At 57.7% G+C, this 22,344-nt stretch carries 17 protein-coding genes; 10 read left to right on the forward strand and 7 right to left on the reverse strand.

What is annotated here, in order from left to right:
- Positions 1-62: 62 nt before the first annotated feature.
- The 8 genes from TU76_RS13720 to TU76_RS13755 all read left to right on the forward strand — a co-directional run bounded on the left by TU76_RS13720 (position 63) and on the right by TU76_RS13755 (position 8,828).
- The gene (locus TU76_RS13720; RefSeq protein WP_048351851.1) at positions 63-1,730 is read left to right on the forward strand and encodes a DUF1302 domain-containing protein; all 1,668 of its coding nucleotides are present in this window, start codon (positions 63-65) and stop codon (positions 1,728-1,730) included.
- A gap of 156 nt (positions 1,731-1,886) precedes the next feature.
- The gene (locus TU76_RS13725; RefSeq protein ID WP_019826424.1) at positions 1,887-3,098 is read left to right on the forward strand and encodes a thiolase family protein; all 1,212 of its coding nucleotides are present in this window, start codon (positions 1,887-1,889) and stop codon (positions 3,096-3,098) included.
- Between the two features lie 5 nt (positions 3,099-3,103).
- Complete coding sequence (locus tag TU76_RS13730) at positions 3,104-4,042, forward strand: bifunctional OB-fold nucleic acid binding domain-containing protein/MaoC family dehydratase (RefSeq protein WP_019826426.1); 939 nt, start codon at positions 3,104-3,106, stop codon at positions 4,040-4,042.
- Positions 4,043-4,228: 186 nt separating this feature from the next.
- A complete protein-coding gene (locus tag TU76_RS13735) occupies positions 4,229-5,122 on the forward strand; it encodes a VOC family protein (protein WP_048351852.1) in 894 nt (297 codons plus the stop codon).
- A 9-nt stretch (positions 5,123-5,131) separates the two neighbouring features.
- Positions 5,132-6,007, forward strand: a complete 876-nt coding sequence (locus TU76_RS13740; RefSeq protein WP_048351853.1) for a CoA transferase subunit A — start codon at positions 5,132-5,134, stop codon at positions 6,005-6,007.
- An 11-nt stretch (positions 6,008-6,018) separates the two neighbouring features.
- Positions 6,019-6,816: a CoA-transferase subunit beta gene (locus tag TU76_RS13745; protein WP_048351854.1), complete on the forward strand. Its 798-nt coding sequence runs from the start codon at positions 6,019-6,021 to the stop codon at positions 6,814-6,816.
- A gap of 15 nt (positions 6,817-6,831) precedes the next feature.
- Positions 6,832-7,737 (forward strand): enoyl-CoA hydratase, encoded by a 906-nt coding sequence (locus tag TU76_RS13750; protein ID WP_019826434.1) that lies wholly within the window; start codon positions 6,832-6,834, stop codon positions 7,735-7,737.
- On the forward strand, positions 7,734-8,828 hold the full coding sequence (locus TU76_RS13755; RefSeq protein ID WP_048351855.1) for an NAD(P)H-dependent flavin oxidoreductase: 1,095 nt from the start codon (positions 7,734-7,736) through the stop codon (positions 8,826-8,828). The genes TU76_RS13750 and TU76_RS13755 overlap by 4 nt, the downstream gene beginning before the upstream one ends.
- Before the next feature lie 102 nt (positions 8,829-8,930).
- Here the strand turns inward: TU76_RS13755 and TU76_RS13760 are convergent, their stop codons facing one another.
- The 4 genes from TU76_RS13760 to TU76_RS13775 all read right to left on the reverse strand — a co-directional run bounded on the left by TU76_RS13760 (position 8,931) and on the right by TU76_RS13775 (position 12,065).
- Positions 8,931-9,698 carry an SDR family oxidoreductase gene (locus TU76_RS13760; protein WP_046810805.1) on the reverse strand — a complete coding sequence of 256 codons (768 nt, stop codon included), beginning with the start codon at positions 9,696-9,698 and terminating at the stop codon, positions 8,931-8,933.
- Between the two features lie 9 nt (positions 9,699-9,707).
- Entirely contained in the window at positions 9,708-10,781 is a 1,074-nt protein-coding gene (locus tag TU76_RS13765; protein ID WP_048351856.1) for a phosphotransferase family protein, read from the reverse strand.
- A 201-nt stretch (positions 10,782-10,982) separates the two neighbouring features.
- Positions 10,983-11,297 (reverse strand): SCP2 sterol-binding domain-containing protein, encoded by a 315-nt coding sequence (locus TU76_RS13770; protein ID WP_016781113.1) that lies wholly within the window; start codon positions 11,295-11,297, stop codon positions 10,983-10,985.
- Positions 11,298-11,354: 57 nt separating this feature from the next.
- Positions 11,355-12,065: a histidine phosphatase family protein gene (locus TU76_RS13775; protein WP_048351857.1), complete on the reverse strand. Its 711-nt coding sequence runs from the start codon at positions 12,063-12,065 to the stop codon at positions 11,355-11,357.
- Between the two features lie 206 nt (positions 12,066-12,271).
- On the opposite strand from TU76_RS13775, the gene sohB reads away from it, so the two are divergent.
- Entirely contained in the window at positions 12,272-13,291 is a 1,020-nt protein-coding gene (sohB, locus tag TU76_RS13780; RefSeq protein WP_048351858.1) for a protease SohB, read from the forward strand.
- 236 nt (positions 13,292-13,527) lie between these two features.
- The gene (locus TU76_RS13785) at positions 13,528-18,630 is read left to right on the forward strand and encodes an NEL-type E3 ubiquitin ligase domain-containing protein (protein WP_048351859.1); all 5,103 of its coding nucleotides are present in this window, start codon (positions 13,528-13,530) and stop codon (positions 18,628-18,630) included.
- Positions 18,631-18,662: 32 nt separating this feature from the next.
- Here the strand turns inward: TU76_RS13785 and TU76_RS13790 are convergent, their stop codons facing one another.
- The 3 genes from TU76_RS13790 to TU76_RS13800 form a co-directional block, all read right to left on the reverse strand.
- Entirely contained in the window at positions 18,663-19,157 is a 495-nt protein-coding gene (locus tag TU76_RS13790) for a DUF934 domain-containing protein (RefSeq protein WP_019826448.1), read from the reverse strand.
- A complete protein-coding gene (locus TU76_RS13795) occupies positions 19,141-20,799 on the reverse strand; it encodes a nitrite/sulfite reductase (protein ID WP_019826450.1) in 1,659 nt (552 codons plus the stop codon). Before TU76_RS13795 ends, TU76_RS13790 begins: the two co-directional genes overlap by 17 nt.
- Before the next feature lie 1,202 nt (positions 20,800-22,001).
- Positions 22,002-22,220 carry a DUF2970 domain-containing protein gene (locus TU76_RS13800; RefSeq protein ID WP_048351860.1) on the reverse strand — a complete coding sequence of 73 codons (219 nt, stop codon included), beginning with the start codon at positions 22,218-22,220 and terminating at the stop codon, positions 22,002-22,004.
- Between the last annotated feature and the right edge of the window lie 124 nt (positions 22,221-22,344).

Here is a 22,344-nt window from a genome sequence, read left to right on the forward strand (position 1 = left end):
AGAACGCAATGACGCTTGAACCCATCGAGGCGGCCACCGAGTCGTCAATCAGGAGAGGCAGAGTGATCAATAAAAACAACAATAAATATCAAGGGCCGCGCCCGCACAGCTATCAGGTCAGTGGCCTGGCTGTCGCTGTGGCACTGGTGTCCAGTCCGCTGTGGGCAGGGGAAACCATCGAGTTTGATGACGGCACCACTATTGATTGGACGGTCACCACAAGCTACGGCATCGGTATGCGCCTGGGGCATCCCAGCGACAGGCTGATGGGGATTAACGCCGATGATCCGAACCGCAACTTCGAGCAGCACAGCCTCACCACCAACCGTGTGGGCGCGCTGGGCGAGATGATCCTGCGCAAGGACAACTATGGTGCCGTCGTGCGCGCCAGCACCTTTTACGACGATGTGTACCACCGTAAAAATGACAACGACTCACCGGCCACGGTCAACAAGTACGGCAGCAATGACGAGTTCACCAGCGACACGCGCTACTACAGCGGTGGCCGCACTAAGTTGCTCGACGCCTACGTGTTCGGCGGCTGGCGTTTTGAGAACGACACCATGCTCGACGTCAAGGCGGGTCGCCACATTGAGTCGTGGGGCGAGAGCCTTTACTACCCTGGCGTGAACGGCGTACAAAACCCGTCCGATGCGGTCAAGGCGGCTCAGCCAGGGGTCGAGGTCAAAGAGGTTTTGCTGCCGGTCGGGCAATTCTCGGCGTCCTACCGGATCAATCCTGAAATTACCCTGGGCGGCTACGTGCAGTATGAGTGGAAGGGCACTGAACTGCCGCCGGTGGGCAGCTTCTTGTCGACCTCCGACGTGATTGGCCCGGGCCGCGAGTTTTTGTACATGGGGGCCAATAAAGTGCCGTACCTGGGCACCGATGAGCCCCGTGACAGTGGTCAGTGGGGTGCTCAGATACGTTACCGCCCGGTCACGGACCTTGAAGTGTCGCTGTTCCATGTGGTGTACCACGATAAAAACCCGGCCACTGCGCTGGTGGGCTGGGACCCGATTCCGGCTGGCGCTGGTGGCCTGGCTTACAAGGCCAACGGCTACCGGGTCAAATACTTTGAAGACATCAAGCTGACCGGCATCAGTGCCACCACCAAGCTGGGAGACGTGCAACTCGGTGCCGAGTGGTCGTATCGCGACGGTGCGCCGGTGATGGTCAATACCGGGTTGGGGCCGGTGCCTGCCAAGGGCAAGGGCCAACAGTTCCAGTTGTCGGCGATGCGAATTCTGGGTGACCGTCCATGGGCCAGCCAAACCACGTTGACCGGTGAAATCGTCACTGTGCGTGCCGACCACGCGGATGCAACTTCGGCAGCGCCCAACCTTGAAGGTGTAGGGCTGTTGCCGTCACTGGTGCCGTCTGTTCAGCCGTCCAATGACTACACCTACAATACCGGCAGTGCGTGGCGTACCCGCTCATCGAGCGCGTACACCGTGGGGGCTTCGTTCAGTTATCCGGGTGTGTTCCAGGGCTGGGACCTTGAAGTTCCGTTCACTTACTCGGACGTTTTCAGCGGTGCTGCACCGATGTCGGGGACTATCGCCGGGGTGGCCGGGGATCGACGCCTGAGCGCAGGCACGACCTTCAAGTACCTGAGCAACCTGGAAGTATCGCTCAAATACATCGGGTATCTGGGTTCGCCCGATCCGATCAATCGGCCGCTTGCTGACCGTGACTACGCCACGTTCTCTATGAAATACACCTTCTAACGACTTGCCCGTCCCCTGTGTGGGAGCGGGTTTGCTCGCGATACAGGCACTGACGTTTTGCAGCAGAACCGCGTCGGTGCCATCGCGAGCAAGTCGAATCGTCGCACCGCCGCCCCCACAAAACGGCCTGATTTGCACTTCTAAAGAGAGATAACCATGGGTCTTAAAGGTCACGCGGCCATTGTGGGCAGCGCACAGTACAAACCTGAGAAATACGCCACGGCGCCGCGCATGTTCCATCTGGAGCAAGTGGCTGATTTGGCGGCCCAGGCGTTGCGCGATGCCGGTTTGCAGGCATCCGATATCGACGGGCTGGTGATTAATGGTCCGCAATTTCATGAGGCTTCGGTGTTTGTACCGGCCATGGCCGCTGAATACCTGGGCTTGCGCCTCAATTTTGCCGAAGTCGTCGACCTTGGCGGCTGTACCTCAGTAGGTATGGTCTGGCGCGCAGCGGCCGCCATTGAACTGGGTTTGTGCCAGGCGGTGCTGTGCGTATTGCCGGCACGCATGGCGCCCATGGGCCCGGATGAAGACGCCAGCTGGATGGCCCGGGCCATGCGCTTTGGTGGCCACAGCACGGCGTTTGGCGCTCCCGAAGCCGAGTTTGACTTGCCTTACGGTCACATGGGCCAGAACACCGGTTACGCGATGATTGCCCAGCGTTATGCCGCGCAATATGGCTATGACCCTCGGGCGATGGCAAAAATCGCGGTGGATCAGCGCACCAATGCACAGTACAACCCGGATGCCATGTTTTACGGTCAGCCGTTGACCATCGAGCAAGTACTGGCCAGCAAAAAGGTAGCCGACCCGTTGCACGTGCTGGAAATCGTCATGCCCGTGGCGGGTGGCGCAGCCATGATCATCGCTTCTAAAGAAGTGGCTGCCCGCGCTCGTAAACGACCGTCCTGGATCACCGGTTTTGGTGAACACCTGGCGTTCAAATCGCCGTCTTATGCCCAGGACATGCTGCAAACCCCAATCGGACCTGCTTCGCGCCGTGCGTTTGAGATGGCGGGGATCAAGCCTGCGGATGTGGACGCGGCACAAATCTACGATTGCTACACCATCACCGCCTTGCTGACCCTGGAAGACGCCGGTTTTTGCGCCAAGGGTGAAGGCATGAGTTTTGTGCGTGAGCACGACTTGACCTGGCGCGGCGATTTCCCGATGAACACCCACGGCGGTCAGCTCAGCTTTGGCCAGGCCGGTTCAGCGGGCGGCATGAGCCAGGTGATCGAAGCCGTGACGCAAATTGCGGGTGAGGCGGGTGAACGCCAGCTCAAGCAATGCGACACGGTTTATGTCTCAGGCACCGGCGGGGTGATGAGTGAGCAGGGCGCATTGATACTTCAGGGAGCATGAATCCGATGTCGAATAACAAACCAATGCCGGTGCCAACCGAGATCTCTGCACCGTTCTGGGAAGGCCTGAAGGCTGAGCGCCTGTTGATTCAGCAATGCAACGAATGCAGTCATTGGGTGTTTTACCCGCGCCGGCATTGTCCGGCGTGTTTGACTCATTCACTGGCCTGGCGTGAAGTCAGTGGCGGGGCAACGCTGTATAGCTTCACCGTAACGCGTATCGCAACTTTGCCGGACTTCGCGGATGAGATGCCGCAAATGCTGGCGGTGGTCGAGCTGGATCAGGGTGTTCGTATGAACACCAACCTGGTGGGACTGGACGAGTCCGAAGTGAAGATCGGCATGCGCCTGCAACCTGTGTATGCCGAGATAGACGGCAAGGGTAATCGGCTGCTGCGCTTTACAGGTGTCGATAAGGATGCTGATGCCCTCAAGGCGTTGCGAGCGGTTGAGCAACCGGCGCAAGAACAGGTCGCCACCGTGCGCCAGATTGCTCTGGATGACGAGGCGGCGCTGCAGGCCCTGGTCAGCGAGGAATTCAGCCCGTGGAGCAATCAGGTGGTGGTCGATCAGGCCTTGATTGACACCTTTGCCCAGCTGTCCGGGGATGACTACTGGATCCACACCGACCCTGAGCGTGCGCGCAAGCAAAGCCCGTTTGGCGGCACCATTGCCCATGGTGCGCTGGTGCAGATCCTGCAGTCGCGCATGAAGCTGAATCTGGGTTACGAGATCACCGGTTTCAGCAACATGATCAACTACGGATCGGATCGTCTGCGTTTCCCGGCACCGGTGCCCGCAGGCTCGACGATTCATGCCCGGGCACGGGTCAAGCGGGTGGAGCGGGTCAAAAGCGGCACTCAACTGACCCTTGAACTCAATACCCATGTGCTGGGCAGCGAGCGGCCGTCGGTGATCAATGAGCTGGTGATTCTCTATATGTAATCCCGTGGGAGCGAGCCTGCTCGCGAAAGCGATCATCCAGTCAACACGCTTTCGCGAGCAGGCTCGCTCCCACTGTTTTATGTGTGTTGCGCCAATCGAGCTTTAGTCTCAACGGACGATGAGCCCCGGCGCCATCCTTCCCATACTGCCCTCAGCCAATAAATACAGGCATTGAGGAGCAGGCACATGATCGACATTCGTGGTTTGAGCTACTTCGTTGCAGAGTCCCGGGACCCCGTCCAGTGGCAGCGTTATGCCCAGGACGTGCTCGGGATGATGGTCAGCGAAGCACCCGCCGGCGGCGTGTACGTGAAGATGGATGAGCGTCCGTTTCGCATGCTGATCGTGCCTGGTGGCGAGTCGCGCTATCTGGCATCCGGCTGGGAACTGGCCAGCGAAAAGGCATTCAATGCGGCCATCCAGGTGCTGGATCAAGCCGATGTCAGCTGGCGCCCGGGCACCGCAGAACAATGCGATCAGCGCGGTGTGCAAGCGCTGCTGCATGTCACCGATCCTTCGGGCAACCGCCATGAATTGAGCTGGGGCCATCGCTCCGATTGCCAACCCTTTGTCTCGCCTCAAGGTGTACCGGGCTTTATCACGGGTGAAATGGGCCTGGGCCACACCGTGCTGCCCGCGCCAAATTTCGATGCCACCCTGGCCTTTGCCAAGGACGTCCTCGGGTTTGAGCTGTCGGACATTTTCAACTTTCGTCCCGACCCTTCGGCGCCACCGATTCGTATCCACTTTCTGCATTGCAAAAACAGCCGTCACCACAGCCTGGCCCTGGCCGAATACCCGGTGCCATCGGGCTGCGTGCATGTGATGGTCGAGGTCGAGTCCATGACCGAAGTGGGCCGCGCCCACGATCGGCGTATCGCTCACAACGTGCCGTTGTCGGCCACTTTGGGTCAGCACCTGAACGACCGCATGACCTCTTTTTACATGAAAACACCTTCGGGCTTTGACCTGGAGTACGGCTATGGCGGCTTGCTGGTGGATTGGCAAGACCACAGCGCTTTTGAATTCACCCGGGTAAGCCTGTGGGGCCACGATTTTTCCGTCGGCCAAGAACAGTAAGGAGTCACGATGAACAAGCAAATGACAGCGGCAGACGTGGTTGGCCAGTTGCGCGACGGCATGACCATCGGCTTTGGCGGCTGGGGCCCGCGGCGCAAGCCCATGGCGATTGTGCGCGAGATCCTGCGCTCGGACGTCAAGGACCTGACCGTGGTGGCCTATGGCGGCCCTGAAGTCGGCATGCTCTGCGCTGCGGGCAAGGTCAAGAAACTGGTGTTCGGCTTTGCCACCCTCGATGCGATCCCTCTTGAAGCCTACTTTCGCAAGGCCCGCGAGGCCGGCGAGCTGGAGCTGATGGAGCTGGACGAAGGCATGCTGCAATGGGGCCTGCGCGCCGCGGGCATGCGCTTGCCGTTTTTGCCGACCCGTTGCGGGCTGGCCACGGATGTCAGCCGCCTGAATCCGCACATCAAGCAGGTGCAGTCGCCTTATGACGATGGCGAGGTGCTGCTGGCCATGCCTGCGCTGAATCTGGACATCGCCTTTTTGCATGTCAACGTTGCCGACCGGCTGGGTAATACCCTGGTTACCGGCCCTGACCCGTATTTCGACCATCTGTTCGCCCGTGCCGCCAAGCAGTGCTTTGTGTCTTGCGAGCGGATTGAGCAGCGCTTGAGCCTGGAAGCTGCACAGGCCCGCTTCAATACCTTTGAACGCTATCTGGTCAGCGGCGTAGTGCATGCACCGTTTGGCGCGCACCCTACCTCGTGTCCGTCTGACTACGGCTGGGACATGAGCCATTTGAAACGCTACAGCGCCAGCGCCGCTGAAGAAGGTGGCTGGGAAGGTTATGTAGCCGAGTTCGTGACCCCGGGCGAAAGTGCCTATCAGGCCAGCAATGGCGGTGTCGATCGCCTGAGCGCTTTGCCGCTGCCAGTGTTTTAAGGAGTTTTGACATGACTGCTACTAACGAATTTACCTTGGCTGAATTGTTGATCGTGGCCGCCTGTGAAGCCTGGCGCGGCAACGGCGAAGTCATTGCTTCGGGGTTGGGCGTGATCCCGCGCCTGGGTGCGAGTCTGGCCAAACTGACCCACAGCCCTGAACTGCTGATGACCGACAGTGAGGCATTCCTGGTGGAAGAGCCGATCCCGCTGGGCCCCCGTGGTGATTATGTGCCGCGCTACTCGGGCTACCTGTCGTTCGAGCGGGTGTTCGAATGCGTGTGGGGGGGGCGCCGACACGCGATGATCGGTCCGACCCAGATCGACCGCTGGGGCCAGACCAACCTGTCGTGCATTGGCGATTATCAAAAACCCAAGGTGGCAATGCTCGGGGTGCGCGGTTTGCCGGGCAACAGCATCAACCATATCAACTCGTTTTTCGTGCCTTCCCATAACACCCGGGCTTTTGTTTCGGGTGAAGTCGACATGGTCTCGGGTGTCGGTTTTAAGGACGAGCGTTGGGAAGAAGGTATGCGCCGCGACCTGATGGATATCCGCCTGATCGTTACCGACCTGTGCGTGATGGACTTCGGCGGGCCGGATCGCGCCGTGCAAGTACGTTCCCTGCACCCGGGCGTGAGCTTTGAAGAGGTACAGGAAAAAACCGGCTTCCCGCTGCTCAAGGCTGCTGACCTCAAGCAAACCATGGCGCCCACGACGGAGCAACTGGCGCTGATCCGTCGTCTGGACCCCCATGACTATCGCGCAGCTGCGCTCAAGGGCAATCCGCCCGGCATTCGCCAGGCCTGAAGGCAAGGAATTCACATGAGCCGCGATAGCGAATTTGTACAGCGGGCTGATACCGCTGTGTATGAAACCGAAGAGCCGGTGCTGTATGGAGTGGCCGATGGTATTGCCACGCTGACCATGAACCGGCCCACGGTAAATAATGCGCAAAACTCGCAGATGACCTATGCCCTGGACGATGCCTTTCGCCGCGCCGTGAATGACGACGCGGTGAAGGTCATTGTGCTGCGCGGCAATGGTAAACACTTCTCTGCGGGGCACGATATCGGCACGCCTGGGCGTGATATCAACAAGTCCTTCGACCGGGCCAGCCTGTGGTGGGATCACACCAACAAGCCGGGTGGCGAGTACCTGTATGCCCGCGAGCAGGAGGTGTACCTGGGCATGTGTCGGCGCTGGCGAGAGTTGCCCAAGCCGACCATCGCCATGGTGCAGGGCGCGTGTATTGCCGGTGGGTTGATGCTGGCGTGGGTCTGCGATTTGATCGTGGCCAGCGATGATGCGTTCTTCCAGGACCCGGTGGTGCGCATGGGTATCCCCGGGGTGGAATATTTTGCCCATCCTTACGAGCTCAATCCGCGTATTGCCAAGGAATTTCTTTTTACCGGTGATCGCATGAGTGCCGAGCGCGCTTATCAAATGGGCATGGTCAATCGCCTGTTTGCCCGCGAAGCACTGGAAGCAGGTACTTACGCGCTGGCTGCCGCTATTGCCAAGCAACCGCGCATGGGCCTGGCGCTGACCAAGCAGGCGATCAATCACGTTGAAGACTTGCAAGGCAAGCGCACGGCGATGGATGCGGTCTTTGCCTGGCATCACTTTGCTCATAGCCATAACGAGTTGCTTTCGGGGGACAAGCTTGGTGGTTACGACGCCAAGGCCATGATTGAGGCGAACAAGACGGCTGCGGGAGAGGGGCGATGAGCGAGTACCTGCAAACGGCGTTGACCGATGCCTTGGGCTGTCGCTACCCCATCGTGCAAACCGCGATGGGCTGGGTGGCGGACGCCAATCTGGTGATTGCCAGCACCCGGGCCGGTGCCTTCGGGTTTTTGGCGGGTGCGACCCTTGCAGCGGATCAGTTGGAGGCTGAAATACAGCGGGTGATCGAGGCTACGGGGGGGAGCAATTTCGGCCTCAATTTTCATATGTTCCAGGAAAACGCCGCGCAGTGCGTGGATCTGGCCATCGAGTACCGCTTGCGAGCCGTCAGTTATGGCCGGGGGCCGGATCGCCAGACCATCGAACGCTTCAAAAAGGCCGGGGTGCTGTGTATCCCGACCGTGGGCGCGTTGAAACATGCGATCAAGGCCGTGGAACTGGGCGCGGACATGATCACTGTGCAGGGCGGTGAAGGCGGGGGGCATACCGGTGGCGTGCCGAGCACCATATTGTTGCCGCAGGTACTGGATGCGGTGCGGGTGCCGGTGATTGCGGCGGGGGGTTACTCCACCGGGCGCGGGCTGGCCGGAGCCTTGGCCACCGGTGCGGCCGGTATCGCCATGGGCACGCGGTTCCTGATGACCCAGGAATCGCCTACCCCCCTTGCCACGCTGGAGCGCTATGTGAAGGTCGCCGATCCTCAGCAAATCCGTGTCACGACAGCGGTGGATGGCATGCGACACCGAATGATCGAAAACGCGTTTATCAATCGCCTGGAAAAGGCCAGTGCCTTTGGCCGTCTGCGCATTGCCCTGGGCAGTGCCTGGCACTGGAAGCAACAGACAGGCATGAGCCTGGGTCATATGCTGGGGGTGTTCGTTCAATCCGTGAAGGAAGACCCCGGCGCCTTGTCGCAAACCGTGATGGCGGCCAACCAGCCGGTGCTCCTGCAGCGTTCGATGGTCGATGGTGTGCCGGATGAGGGGATTTTGCCCTGCGGCCAGGTGGCGGCAGCGATTGGCGATCTTAAAAGCTGCCAGAGCCTGATTGACGAGATGGTGCAGGAGGCAGAGCGCTGCCTGATGGCGGTTAACGTGCGTCATCAGGCTTTGGGCGACCGGTATCAGCGTTGAGTGACACAATCTGTGGGAGCTGGCTTGCCTGCGATGCAGAGGCTGCGTTCTGGCAGGAAAACTGGGTGGATGCCATCGCGAGCAAGCCCGCTCCCACAGGGATCAGGACAGAAACCCGCCATCCACATTCAGCGAAACCCCGGTGGTGTAGCTCGATGCATCACTGGCCAGGTACAGCACCGCTCCGGCCATTTCACTTGGCGCCGCCACACGCTTGAGTGGAACCTGCTGCAGGACTGACTTGAGAATGGCCTCATTACTGACCAGTGCCGATGCGAATTTGGTGTCGGTCAGCCCCGGCAGGAGGGCATTGCAGCGAATACCAAAGGCTGCACATTCCTTGGCAAACACTTTGGTCATGTTGATCACCGCGGCCTTGGTCATCGAGTACACGCCCTGGCATTCACCCGGCGTTACGCCGTTGATCGAGGCCACGTTGATAATGCTGCCACCGCCGTGCTCGCGCATCAGTTTGCCGGCCTCGACCGACATGAAGAAATACCCGCGAATATTCACGTCGACGGTTTTCTGGAAGGCGCCGAGGTCGGTGTCCAGCACGTTGCAGAACTGTGGGTTGGTGGCGGCGTTGTTGACCAGAATATCGATGCGCCCGAAGTCCTGGCGAATCCCCGCGAAGGTCCGGGTGATCTGTTCCATTTCGCCGATATGGCAGGCGATGGCCGTTGCCTTGCCGCCCTCGGCGATGATCGAGTCGGCCACTGGCTGGCAGCCTTCGAGCTTGCGGCTGGACACAATCACATGGGCGCCTTGCTGGGCCAGCAGTTTGGCAATGGCCTCGCCGATACCGCGGCTGGCACCGGAAACAAAGGCGATTTTGCCATCGAGGTCGAACAGTTGAGTCCTGGGCATGTGGATTTCTCAGTGAGCGCGGATTTTGGGGGCGATGACCTTGAGGCTCATCTGCTCAAGCAGGGCGTTCATCTGCACAAATTGAGCAAAGCGTTTGTCCTGGGTCTGGCCATGGTAGTAGCGGTAGTAGATCTGCTGAACGATACCGGCCAGACGGAACAGGCCATAGGTGTAGTAAAAGTCGTAATTATCTATCTGAATGCCTGAGCGTTCGGCGTAGTAGTCGACGAATTCGCGGCGAGTCAACATTCCGGGGGCGTTGCTCGGCTGGCGGCGCATCAACTGCACCGGTGCCGGGTCGTCAGCTTCAATCCAGTAGGCGAGGGTGTTGCCGAGGTCCATCAGCGGATCACCCAGGGTGGTCAGTTCCCAGTCCAGCACGCCGATGATTTGCAGCGGATCGGCGGGATCGAGGATCACGTTGTCGAAGCGGTAGTCGTTATGAACGATGGCGGGGGTAGGGTGGTCAGCAGGCATATTGGCTTTGAGCCAGTCCTTGACCGCCTCCCAGCGCGGCGCATCGGGGGTCAGGGCTTTTTCATAGCGTTCACACCAGCCGCCGATCTGGCGTTGCACATAGCCCTGGGGCTTGCCCAGATCACTCAGGCCGCAAGCGGTGTAATCAACCTTGTGCAACTCCGCCAGCGTGTTGATAAAGGTTTGGCACAGGGTGCGTGTAGGGTCGGGGCCCAGGCCCAGCTCTGGCGGCAGGTCGGCGCGCAGGATGATGCCCTTGAGCCGCTCCATGACATAAAACTCGCTGCCGATCACGGACTCATCGGTGCAGAGGGCATAGGCTTTGGGGCAGTAGGGAAAGGCGTCCTTGAGCTGATTGAGGATGCGGAACTCGCGGCCCATGTCGTGGGCCGACTTGGCCTTGTGGCCAAACGGCGGACGGCGCAGTACCAGCTCAACGCCGGAGTATTCGATCAGATAGGTCAGGTTAGAAGCACCACCAGGGAACTGGCTGATCACGGGCTGCCCCTCAAGCCCCGGGATATGGGCCTTGAGATAAGGATCAATGCGGCTGGCGTCGAGCTCTTCGCCAGAACGGATGTGGGTGGACGAGTCGGTAAGCGCCATGTTTATCTCTTCTGCTTATATTTGTGGCCTGACAACATTCGCTAATCTAATGGGCAACCCGGGTCTCGACAAGGCAGGCGCGGCCTTAATAGGCAGGGGTGTTAATGGGGAATCAGCCCCCTTGATAACCATTGCCTGAGTGAATCACAAGGCAAAAAAAACCGAAGCGCGTGGGCTTCGGTTTTGGGTGTTGCCTGTGGCTTAAGCCGGGAACAGTTCGCTCAGCTTCATGGCCAGCATCATGTCGCCTTCAGCGCGCAGTTTGCCGCCCATGAATGCTTGCATGCCGTCGGTTTCGCCGCTGACGATGCCTTCCAGGGTTTCGCCGTCCATGACCAGAGTGACCTGGGCGTCCGGGTTTTCGCCTTCTTTGAGTTCACAGGTGCTGTCTTTGACGATCAGCGAGAAGTGTTTGTCGTCATCAATGCGAAAACCAAATACCAGATCCAGGCCTGCAGCAGCGGCTGGGTTGAATTTTGCTTTCATTGCTTGAACGGCATCAGCTACAGAAGTCATGGTTCGATCCTTATATAGGGTGGATTACAGCGGCCCGTAGGTCGCGGTTGCCGACGCTCAACGATAGGTGATGAGTGACGGCGTCTTCAACAGTTGCAAATGCACATGACTGTTGAAGGAAGCCAGGGTCACTTCGCGGCCATGAAACTTGAGCTGGCTGAGCGAAGTGTTAGCAATTTGCCAGGTCAGCTTGAAAGCATCGGTGGCCGGAATTTGGGTCAGTATGTGGAGCAAGGCAGTGATGGTTCCGCCGGAGGTGAACACGGCGATGGTGTGCTGATTGTTTGCCAGGTCGAGAATGCGATTAAGTCCCGCCTGAACCCGTTCGACAAAAGCCAGCCATGTTTCCAGACCCGGGGTGTCGTAGGTGCCACTGAGCCAGCGGGCGATAACCAGTTCAAAGATACGCTGGAATTCTGCCGGGTTGTGGGCGGCGTTGTTCATGGCCTCCAGCGCATCAGGTTCGTCCGGCAGCAGGCCAGGAAGCAAGGTGCGAAGCACGGCGAAAGCATCGAATTCGTCAAAGGCCGGGTCAGTTTCCAGCGATGGAACGGGGAGGCCGGCAGCGTGGAACTGATCTGTGGCGTGACGTGCGGTGTCTTGCTGGCGCTGCAGTTCGCCTGACAGGCAGCGATCAAAGCGCAGACCCAGATCCACCAGATGCTGGCCGGTGAGGGTCGCCTGACGCACGCCCAGTGGCGACAGCACGTCGTAGTCGTCTGCACCGAAAGAGGCCTGGCCATGTCTTATCAAATAGATGCTGCCCACGTCCGCGTCATCCCGGTCCGCTGAAAGTCTGGCGAGGTTAGGAGGATGGCAAGTGGCTGTCAATGAAAAAACATACGCTTGTTTGAATTCCTACCTGTCGCTGAATGCGAGGCGTTTCACGGCTGGCAGGCCCCGGTTGGCGCCGGTATGCTGAGTGCCATTGCGCAGCCCTGACCCGAGGGCTGCAGACGTTTTAAGGAGAGGCTGTGGAATTTCTTGCCGAGTACGCCAGTTTTCTGGCCAAGACCGTGACCCTGGTGGTTGCCATTGTGGTTGTCCTGGTGACCCTTGCAGCATTGCGTGGCAAGGGGCGCCGCGCCACCGGGCAATTACAGGTCATCAAGCTCAACGATTTTTACAAGGGGCTGCGTGAGCGTCTGGAACAGTCTCTGTTGTCCAAGAGCCAGCTCAAGGCACTGCACAAGCAAACCAGTAAAGCGGACAAAAAGCAGAAAAAGCAGCCGGATGACAAGCCTCGGGTCTTTGTCCTGGATTTTGTAGGCGACATCAAGGCCTCTGCCACTGAAAGCCTGCGTCACGAAATCACCGCGTTGCTGACCCTTGCCAAGCCGACTGACGAAGTGGTCGTGCGCCTGGAAAGCGGCGGCGGCATGGTGCACAGCTATGGCCTGGCCTCCTCGCAACTGGCGCGTATTCGCCAGGCAGGCATCCCGTTGACCATCTGCATCGATAAAGTCGCGGCCAGTGGCGGCTACATGATGGCGTGCATTGGTCAGAAGATCATCAGCGCACCCTTTGCCATTCTGGGCTCCATCGGCGTTGTTGCGCAGATACCCAACGTCAATCGCCTGCTGAAAAAGCACGACATTGACTACGAAGTGCTGACGGCAGGTGAGTACAAGCGCACGCTGACGGTGTTTGGCGAAAACACCGAAAAAGGCCGTGAGAAGTTCCAGCAGGACTTGGACATTACCCATGAGTTGTTCAAGAATTTCGTGGCCAAATATCGTCCGCAACTGGCGATTGATGAAGTGGCGACCGGTGAAGTCTGGCTGGGTGTCGCCGCGGTCGATAAACAGCTGGTCGATGAACTTAAAACCAGCGACGAGTACTTGTCCGAGCGGGCCAACGATGCCCAGCTCTATCACCTGCACTATGCCCAGCGTAAAAGTCTCCAGGAGCGCGTGGGGCTGGCGGCAAGCACCTCGGTGCAACAGGTGGTTGACTCGCTGTGGAGTCGCTTGACCCAGCAGCGCTTCTGGTAAAGGTTGTGCTCTGCTGCGACAACCCATGTCGTGGCAGAGCGTGGTATCGAACGCGGCCTTGCAGGCAAAACATTCACTCATCAATAGGTATGGCTTTACTGTTTTAAGGGGTAGTTATATATAGTTTAGTTTCAATTTTTAGTGGCTGTGTCACACGCCTCGATCAGGTAATTAACAGTGTTTCAAGCAAGGCTGCGTATAAGCTTGTTTCCTGACTAATTATCTGGATGTTAGAAATGTCTACACTTTCTTTGCCGCCTGCATCCGCGAGCGAATTGGCTGTTGTCGAGTGTTCTGCAACCTATGCTGATTTGCTGGCAGAAAATAAATATGAACACTATATAAAGCCCTTGTTGCCGTTGTGGTTTGTGACGGCGCCAGCTGATGTGCGTCAGGCTTTGCGCGACAGCATGAAGCACGCCCATGAAACACACGCAGTCGTCTCGGCTGTATTGGCACAAATATCGCCCATTGAGCAGTTTGCTGAACCGTTACTTATACAAGCGCTGACCGCCCACGGTCATTGGGATGTTAACCCTCGGGCCTGTGCGATCAAGGAAGTTCATCTGCTGAACAATGTCGTGATTTACATTGCCAATCAGCAGTTGCGCTTGGCCGATGCCCTGGTCCGGTTGCTGATTCCTGATGTGCTCGAGCCTCAGTCACTGGAGCTTAATCTGGTGTCGAGTATTAACCGGCACAGCTTGCTGCAGGCGGCGATGCAAAATTTCCAGCAGGCACAGACCGTGGCTACAGGCTTTGCTTCAGGGAGCATGATCTATGTGGTCAGTGATAAGAATCAACGACCCCATGCTGCACTTACGCCTGAAAAATTTGCAGTCATATGCCGTGATCTGAATGTGGGGCTGCAGTATCAATTGCATCTGGACAGGGTCTTTGTTCCTCTCGGAGATGAATGGCCTGCAGAAGATTCACGTTCGAAAGCCTACAGAATTAAAACTGCATTCTGTATGAATAAACGTTATGAGTTTGCTTCGGCATTGCACATTGCTTATATGAAGTCTGAAGTCACATCTCGCCATTACGCGCTAATGGTTAATCAGCTACTTTCGCCTTCGCCTGAGACAAATACTGGCGGGGCAGTTCATAGCACATTTGAAATACTGGGTTTTGAAGTGCCCGGGATTATAGTGTTTTGGCCGGATCGAAAACCACGTGAACAGGACCAGTCCTGCATCGTGTATTTGCCGGACGGACCACAACGGTCGTTTTATCATTTCGAGACGTTTGAACGCTTCAAGTTTCAATTGAGGGAATGGTTAAAGACTTCGCTTTTTGCCGACTATTTTATCCAGCGGGTACCGCTGCGCCATCGTGCCGAGTTTGTTCGTCGCACCAATATCAGGCAGATGAGCTGGGACTCACTCTTGCTGAGACGTCCACCTATCGTTAACGAACCCGCGCTGTTGGGAGTGACCGGCCATAAGTTACAGGCGGGCGATCCATTCGAAGTGGCGTGGCTGTTGCAGTTGGCCCAGATAAAAGACGACGCCCGACAATTATTGGTACCCACGGAGGATGAGGACACTAGAAGCCGCCTGGAACGCCAGGCTATGTACCTGAATCTGGGGATGAGTTTGCTGGGGTTGGCGCTGGGATTTGTTCCGGTTTTGGGTCAGGTCCTGCTGGTAGGCAGTGTGCTGCAGTTGGGTGTTGAGGTGTATGAGGGCATCAGGGCCTGGCAGCACGCTGATCGCGTCGCGGCCCTTGAACACCTGTTTGATATTGCGCAAAACATTGCGCTGGTCGCCAGTACCAGCGCTGGCACCAAAGCGCTGAAGACCGAGCCGGTGGTTGATGCTCTGGTGCCGGTCAAGTCGGTAAAAGGGCACAACAGGCTGTGGAAACCCGACTTTATACCTTATGAGTTCAAGCATGTGTCCCTTGCCGGCCTGGTCCCAGACGAACAGGGGCTGTACAAAGTTGGCGACCAGTCCTTCATCAAGCTTGACGGCAAGGTGTTTGAGGTCCGCATCGAGTCGGACAAAGGCCGTTGTCATCTGTTGCATCCCACAGATCCTGATGCCTACACGCCCCGGTTGATTCATAACGAGCGCGGGATGTGGACCCCTGAGCTGGACAACCCGATACACGCTTCTGGATTGCAGTTGTTCCGGCGCCTTGGACACCAGTCCGAAGGGCTGTCAGATGCTGGCGCAGAACAGGTGCTTGCCGCGACCAATACATCGCAGACCATGATGCGCCAACTGTTGATGGACAACTTGCCCCTGCCGCCTTTATTGCTCGACAGTCTCAAACGTGTACGCCTGAGCGAACGAATCGAGACCTTTATCATGCAGATGAAGCAGGGCAGTACCGGCACTGTTGATCAGGCGGACTTGCAGCTGGAACTGTTGACCCGCCTGCCGGGATGGCCTCCAGAGCGGGTTTTGCGTGTTGTTGACGCAGAGGGTGTGAATTACAAAGAGTACGGTGTTGATCTTACGTCGCTGCATTCCAGGCTGCAGCTTGCGCAGGCGCAAATCAACAACGGGGATTTGCTCAAAGTCACCCTTGAGAGTTTGTCATCGTCGCAGATCGAGGGTCTGCTGGGCGATGGGCTGCCTTGGCTTGATCAGCAGGTTGCAGCGTTGGCGCGCAAACTGGGTGAATATGCCGAAAGCACCCGGGGGGGATTGCTTGCCCGGCTGTATAACAGCTCAGAGGTGCTGGGCGCTGATACGGCAGGCCTTAAAGGTCAGTTCCCCAGTTTGCCGGTGGCGGTGGTTGAAGAGCTGCTCGATCAGATGACAGCCGGGCAAAAAATGCAGTTCGCAGCCACTGGGGCCATACCGCTGGTAGTGTTGGAGGAGGCTCGCAGCTATGTACAGACCTTACGCGTTAACCGCACGATAGAAGGTATTTTCCATCTGGCGCTGGGTAATGCTGATAGCACTCTAGTGGGATGGGAAACCTTGCCTGACGTACCAGGATGGCCACGGAATGTGGGGTTTGTGGTGAGAGATAAATTCACTCGCCAGGTGCTGTACAGTCTTGGTCGAACTGCTGCGTCTGGTCGTGAGATTGTAAAAAACGCCGAGGTCTACGAGTTTCAGAATTCGGCCGGGGAGGTTTACAGCAATCCAGCTCTTTTGAGCTGTGTACCCCACGTGTTGACCTCAGAGGAGCGATCAGCCATTGGGCTGGGGACCACTGATCTGGGCACCCAGTTGCACTTGAAAGTGGCCAGCCAAGCGGCGATTCAGCGCAACAGTGTCACCAAAAGCCTCGGGATGCACAGCATAAAACCATGGTTCAAATCGCCGTTGCGCCTGGCCGATGGCCGTTTGGGTTACACCCTCGGCGGGCGCGCCGGGCGTATTTTGCCTGCAGGCGAGCCGGCACTGCTCAAGGATCTGGTTGTCGAGCTTTACCCGTTGATGAGCGACGTGCAGGCAGGTCAGTTCTTGTACCGGCTTAAAATACCCGGGGCACTCATGACCCGGGCGCTGGTGAATCTCAAGACTGAACTCACGGCCCTGCGCAGCGATCTTGATGAGTGGGTTGGCTCTGATGTCTGGACCCAACCCCACAATGGGCCGCGCACCCTCCTGGCGCAAAGGACCAAGCGGGCAATCAGCCAGGCCTTGATCCGCGCCTGGCGCAGGCAAACCCCCAGCGTCCAGATTGAGGATCACACAGGCTATGAGCTGGATCTTGAAGCCTGGCCTGTCGATGGGCTCCCGGCGTTATCCGCTGATTTTGGACATGTCAGCGCATTGCATTTGTCCCACTCGGGCAATGCTCAATTTCCAGTCGGCTTTCTCGACCGTTTTCCCAATCTTCGAATACTGTCACTTAAAAACAGTCATTTGGCCGAGCTGCCTGCTTCACTCGGGCGCATGTCGCAGCTACGGGATCTCAACCTGCAAGGCAACCGGATTGCCCTGAACGATCAGGCCGTGGCTGTTCTGTCTGGCCTGACCCGGCTCAAATCATTGAATCTTACCGGCAATCTGCTGGGCAGGCGTTTAGCGGTATGGCCCATGCGTGAGCTCAAGTACTTGCTGTTGCGCCACACAGGTACTACGCAATGGCCGGACGGGATTGAGCATCTCATGAGCCTGCAGATACTGGATCTGCGAGATAACGCCATCAGCCATATCCCGCCTGAGGTGCTGGCTGCGGACCGGGCCGCTCTTAACCGGGTAACGTTTTTGCACGACAACCCGCTGAGTGCTGATTCGCAGCGTCGTCTGCAGGTTTATCATCGGGAACACGGGATCAACTTTGGGGTTGATCTACAGCGTCAGCACGTAGCTCCACAACGCGGTATCGAGCATTGGTCAACCTCGCCTACCCGTGAACAAGCAACTCATTGGAGCGGCTTGATGAACGCTTCAGGGGCAACCGATTTTTTCCGGGTGCTGGAAGACATGACGACTTCTGCGCAGTTCCTGCAACAGCGAGAAAACCTTACCCAGCGGATCTGGGCTTTGCTTGGTGCAATGCACGATCACCTGGAATTGCGCGACCGTGTGTTTGAGATTGCCTCGAATCCACGGACCTGCAGTGACGGGATTGCGATGATTTTTGCCGATATGGAGTTGCAACATCAGGTGTTTATTGCACAAACCGGAGTCAACACCGAAGAGAGCCTGTTGAAGCTGGCCCACGGCTTGTTCCATATCGATTTGCTGAACCAACATGTGAATACCATCATCGAGGCGCGCTTGGCCGCCATTCAGCTACAGCAGCAGGCCTCTGTGCGTGAGCTGCAACAGTTGGTGGATGAGCTCGGGCCGCACTTGGCATCTGTCCCGGTGAGCAGCATGGACGCCGTTCAGCAGCAAGGCGTGGCCTACCGATTGGGGACCCCTCAATCGTTGAGCCTGGCTGAGCAACTGAGTCCGGCAAGCATCAGTCGTCAGATAGCCGAACTTGATCCGCTACAGGTGCAGATGTTCTATCAGGTCAAATTGGCCCGGGCTCTGGATTTGCCGGCAAGGCCCAGGAGCATGCGTTTTGAAAGGATTGCGCGGGTGACATCGGCTGAGCTTAAAACCGCTAAAGCCTATGTGCTCGCGCAGGATAAGCCTGAAGCCATGATGGCTTCGATCGGCAGCAGGGATTTCTGGACAGCGTTCCTGGAGAAAAAATACCCCGAGGCGTTCACTGTAGCCGACGAGCCTCTGGACGAGCGCATGGACGTTTTGTATATGGCCCGCGAAAGCATGTCGAGCAACGACTATGTCGCGCAGTCGAATGCGCTGGGTGATGCACGGGGAAGGACAAGAGCCTCGGTGGTCACACAGCTGACTCGCCTGGAGCTCCAGCAACACCCCCTGGGCAGCGATCAATCAACGACTCAGGCCTGAACCCAGGGGAGGATCAGGCCTGAGTCATGTAATCAACGCCGGCGGAACAACGGCATGGGTTCGTCGGTCGAGGACTGGTAGGTCACCGAAAAATCTTTCAGGCCTTCCAGGGCTTCATACGGGTCTTTGTCGGCGCGAATGGCGAACGCGTCGAAACCGCAACGATGCAAATAGAACAACTGGTCGCGCAGTACATCGCCAATGGCGCGCAATTCGCCTTTGTAACCATAACGGTCACGCAGCAAGCGGGCATTGGAGTAGCTGCGACCATCGGTGAAGGCCGGGAAGTTCAGGGCAATCACCTGAAAGTGCACCACGTCTTCGCCCAGTTCTTCGGCTTCTTCATCGCTGTCCAGCCACACACCCAGGCCGCCATCACGGGCCTTGAGTGCATGCCCGTGCTCGCGCCACATCACCAACGGGACGATGAGGTCGTCGCAGTTGGAGATTTCGTCAAAGGTGGTTTCCTTTGGCAGCAAGTGCCAGGTTTCGTCGATGACCTGGTTGTTCTTAATGATTCGCTGCATAGACGCGCTCCTTGAAAGGGTCAATGCCGATACGTTGATAGGTGTCGATGAAACGCTCGTCTTCGTTACGTTTTTCAACATAGACGTCGATCAGCTTTTCAATCACATCCGGCATGGCGTCTTGAGCGAACGAAGGACCGAGGATTTTACCCAGGCTTGCGTCACGACTGGCACTGCCACCCAGTGACACCTGGTAGAACTCGGCGCCTTTCTTGTCCACACCCAGAATCCCGATGTGACCGACGTGGTGGTGACCACAGGCGTTCATGCAACCGGAGATGTTCAGGTCCAATTCGCCGATGTCGAACAGGTAGTCCAGGTCTTCAAAGCGGCGCTGGATCGATTCGGCAATCGGGATCGACTTGGCGTTGGCCAGCGAGCAGAAATCCCCACCCGGGCAGCAGATCATGTCGGTCAGCAAGCCAATGTTAGGGGTGGCAAAGCCGTTTTCGCGCAACTCGCCCCACATGGCGAACAACCGGTTCTCTTCCACATCGGCGAGGATGATGTTCTGTTCGTGGGAGGTGCGCAGCTGGCCAAAACTGTAGCGATCGGCCATGTCGGCAATGGCATCCCACTGCTTGTCGGTCACATCGCCCGGTGCGACGCCGGTAGGCTTCAGCGACAGGGTGACTGCGACATAACCCGGCTTTTTATGGGCCAGGGTATTGCGGGTACGCCAACGTGCGAAGCCCGGGTGCTGCTTGTCGAGTTCGGCCAGTTCAGCACCGAAGTCGGGCAGGGCTTTGTAGTCCGGGTCCACGAAGTGCTTGGCGATACGCTGCACTTCGGCTTCGGTCAGGGTGTTGGAGCCGCCGCGCAGGTGAACCATTTCGGCTTCAACACGCTCTGCAAACACTTCAGGCGTCAGGGCCTTGACCAGAATCTTGATCCGGGCCTTGTACTTGTTGTCACGACGGCCATAGCGGTTGTAAACCCGCAGGATGGCTTCGAGGTAGCTCAGCAGGTCCTGCCAGGGCAAGAACTCGTTGATGAATGCGCCGATGACCGGCGTACGGCCCAAGCCGCCACCCACGAGTACGCGGAAGCCCAGATCGCCGGCTTCGTTGAGCACTGGCTCAAGGCCAATGTCATGCACTTCAATCGCGGCACGGTCAGAGGTCGAGCCGTTGATTGCAATTTTGAATTTGCGTGGCAGGTAGGCGAATTCCGGGTGGAAGGTCGTCCACTGACGCACGATTTCGCACCAAGGGCGCGAGTCGATCAGTTCATCGGCTGCGACACCGGCGAACTGGTCGGTGGTGACGTTGCGCAGGCAGTTGCCGCTGGTCTGAATGGCGTGCATCTGCACGGTTGCCAGCTCTTCCAGGATGTCCGGAATATCTTCCAGCGCGGGCCAGTTGAACTGCACGTTCTGGCGGGTACTGATGTGGGCATAGCCCTTGTCATAGTCGCGAGCGATTTTGGCCATCATTCGCGCCTGGCGCGAAGTCAGTTGGCCATAAGGCACCGCCACTCGCAGCATCGGGGCAAAACGTTGAACATAAAGGCCATTTTGCAGGCGCAGGGGGCGGAACTCTTCTTCGCTCAGCTCACCTGCCAGATAGCGTCGGGTCTGATCACGGAACTGCTTTACGCGGTCCTCGATGATCCGCTGATCGTACTCGTCATATACGTACATATAGGTCCTGTTCTCAGGCTGCTAACAGCTTATCTGCGCGCACGGCCGCGCACTCCCCACGGAGCGAGGCACGATACCAGTTTGTAGTTATGCGCAAAAGTGATGTTTAAGCATATGCAAAGAACCAAAAGGACTATAAGAGGTTGATTCTCAATCCCTTACTTGTGGTTGGGGCATTGCTGGACTTAACTGTTTGGAAGTCTTCAAGCAATCACCCATAAAACCGAAAAGAGGCGATGCGATGAGTACTCCCGTGAAAGTGCGTAAAAGCGACAGCAAGGTCGATGCGTGGGCAATTTTTTTTCTGATCATTCTGGTAGTTGCTACAGCGGTGTTCTGGGTCGGTCACCAGTAGCCGCGCCGCTCTGGAGTTGATGTTGTCCTGTAGATACTCTGTTGCCAGCTGACCTGTTCAGAGCAATGTGCTCCGCTAAAAAGGTCGGCCTGTAGGCCGCCTCGGCGGGCCGTTGATCTTGTTTTTGCACTGGTTTTTGATCTGCCTGCCCTTCGGGAGGCCGAGCGCAGGTTCTGCGTAGTGGGTCGACCGGCATGGATGCCGGGAGAGCCGTGTTGGGCCATGGATGGCCCGTCACGGCGTGCCCACGGAGCGGGACCGGAATGAGGGAACCTGAGCGCAGCGAGGGCCGTACACGGGGGCGAAAGCGCTTTGGTTACTTTGCCGCTTTTGCAAAGTGACTCGCTGTAAAAGCGAAACCATCATTTCAGTTAACCGCAAATGCCGGATATGTACCCCGTGTGCCCGTTGTTTTGCGAAGCGCCCGCAGCGATGCCGAGTACATATCCATTCGATGTGTCACGACCTACTACGGGTTCCGCCCTTACGGCGGGTCACTTTTTCCAGACGCCGAAAAAGTAACCAAAAAGGCTTGCCCTACCATACGGCCGCCTCGCCCAGACTCGGTGGTTCCCTCACTCCGGCACTGTCATGGGGGCACGCCGCGACGGGCCATCCATGGCCCATCGCGGCTGGCGCGGCGTCCTGCCGCGCCACCCCCATAACAGCACCTGCGTTCGGCCTTCTGTGATGGGCATTCGCGTCGTCTGGACATTCGTATGGCTCCAGCAAAAGCAAAAGCAAAATCCATCGCAGACGCCACAGAACCTTGCGCAAAACGTTTTAGCGCCAACATACAAGCCGCAGCTTCGTTCTACTCGTCAGCGGCTACAACGCGGGCGGGTAGTTATACTCCCGCCACATACAGCACCAGTTTGACGATCCCGAACAGGGTCAACGCAAATACCCCGGTAAACAGTAGGCCCAGGAGTAAAAACTGGCTGGGTTTGCCGTGGGAAAAATCCCGGGTTCTATTTTTTGCGCTTTGCACGCCAAACGCTGCCGCCATCACGCTGTGCAGCACTTGCCAGAAGGTAGGTGGTTTGTTTTGGGCTGGATCGTCCATAGGGCCCTCGGCTATCCGGTAGGGGGACTGCTAAACACAGCGTAGCTAATACCCATACAAATGGGCGGGTATTTCGCCAGGTTGTACATATCTAACGCCCGCTGCGCGCGGCCTTTGGTTGTAG

The sequence above is a fragment of the Pseudomonas psychrophila genome (assembly GCF_001043005.1).
Taxonomy (GTDB): domain Bacteria; phylum Pseudomonadota; class Gammaproteobacteria; order Pseudomonadales; family Pseudomonadaceae; genus Aquipseudomonas; species Aquipseudomonas psychrophila.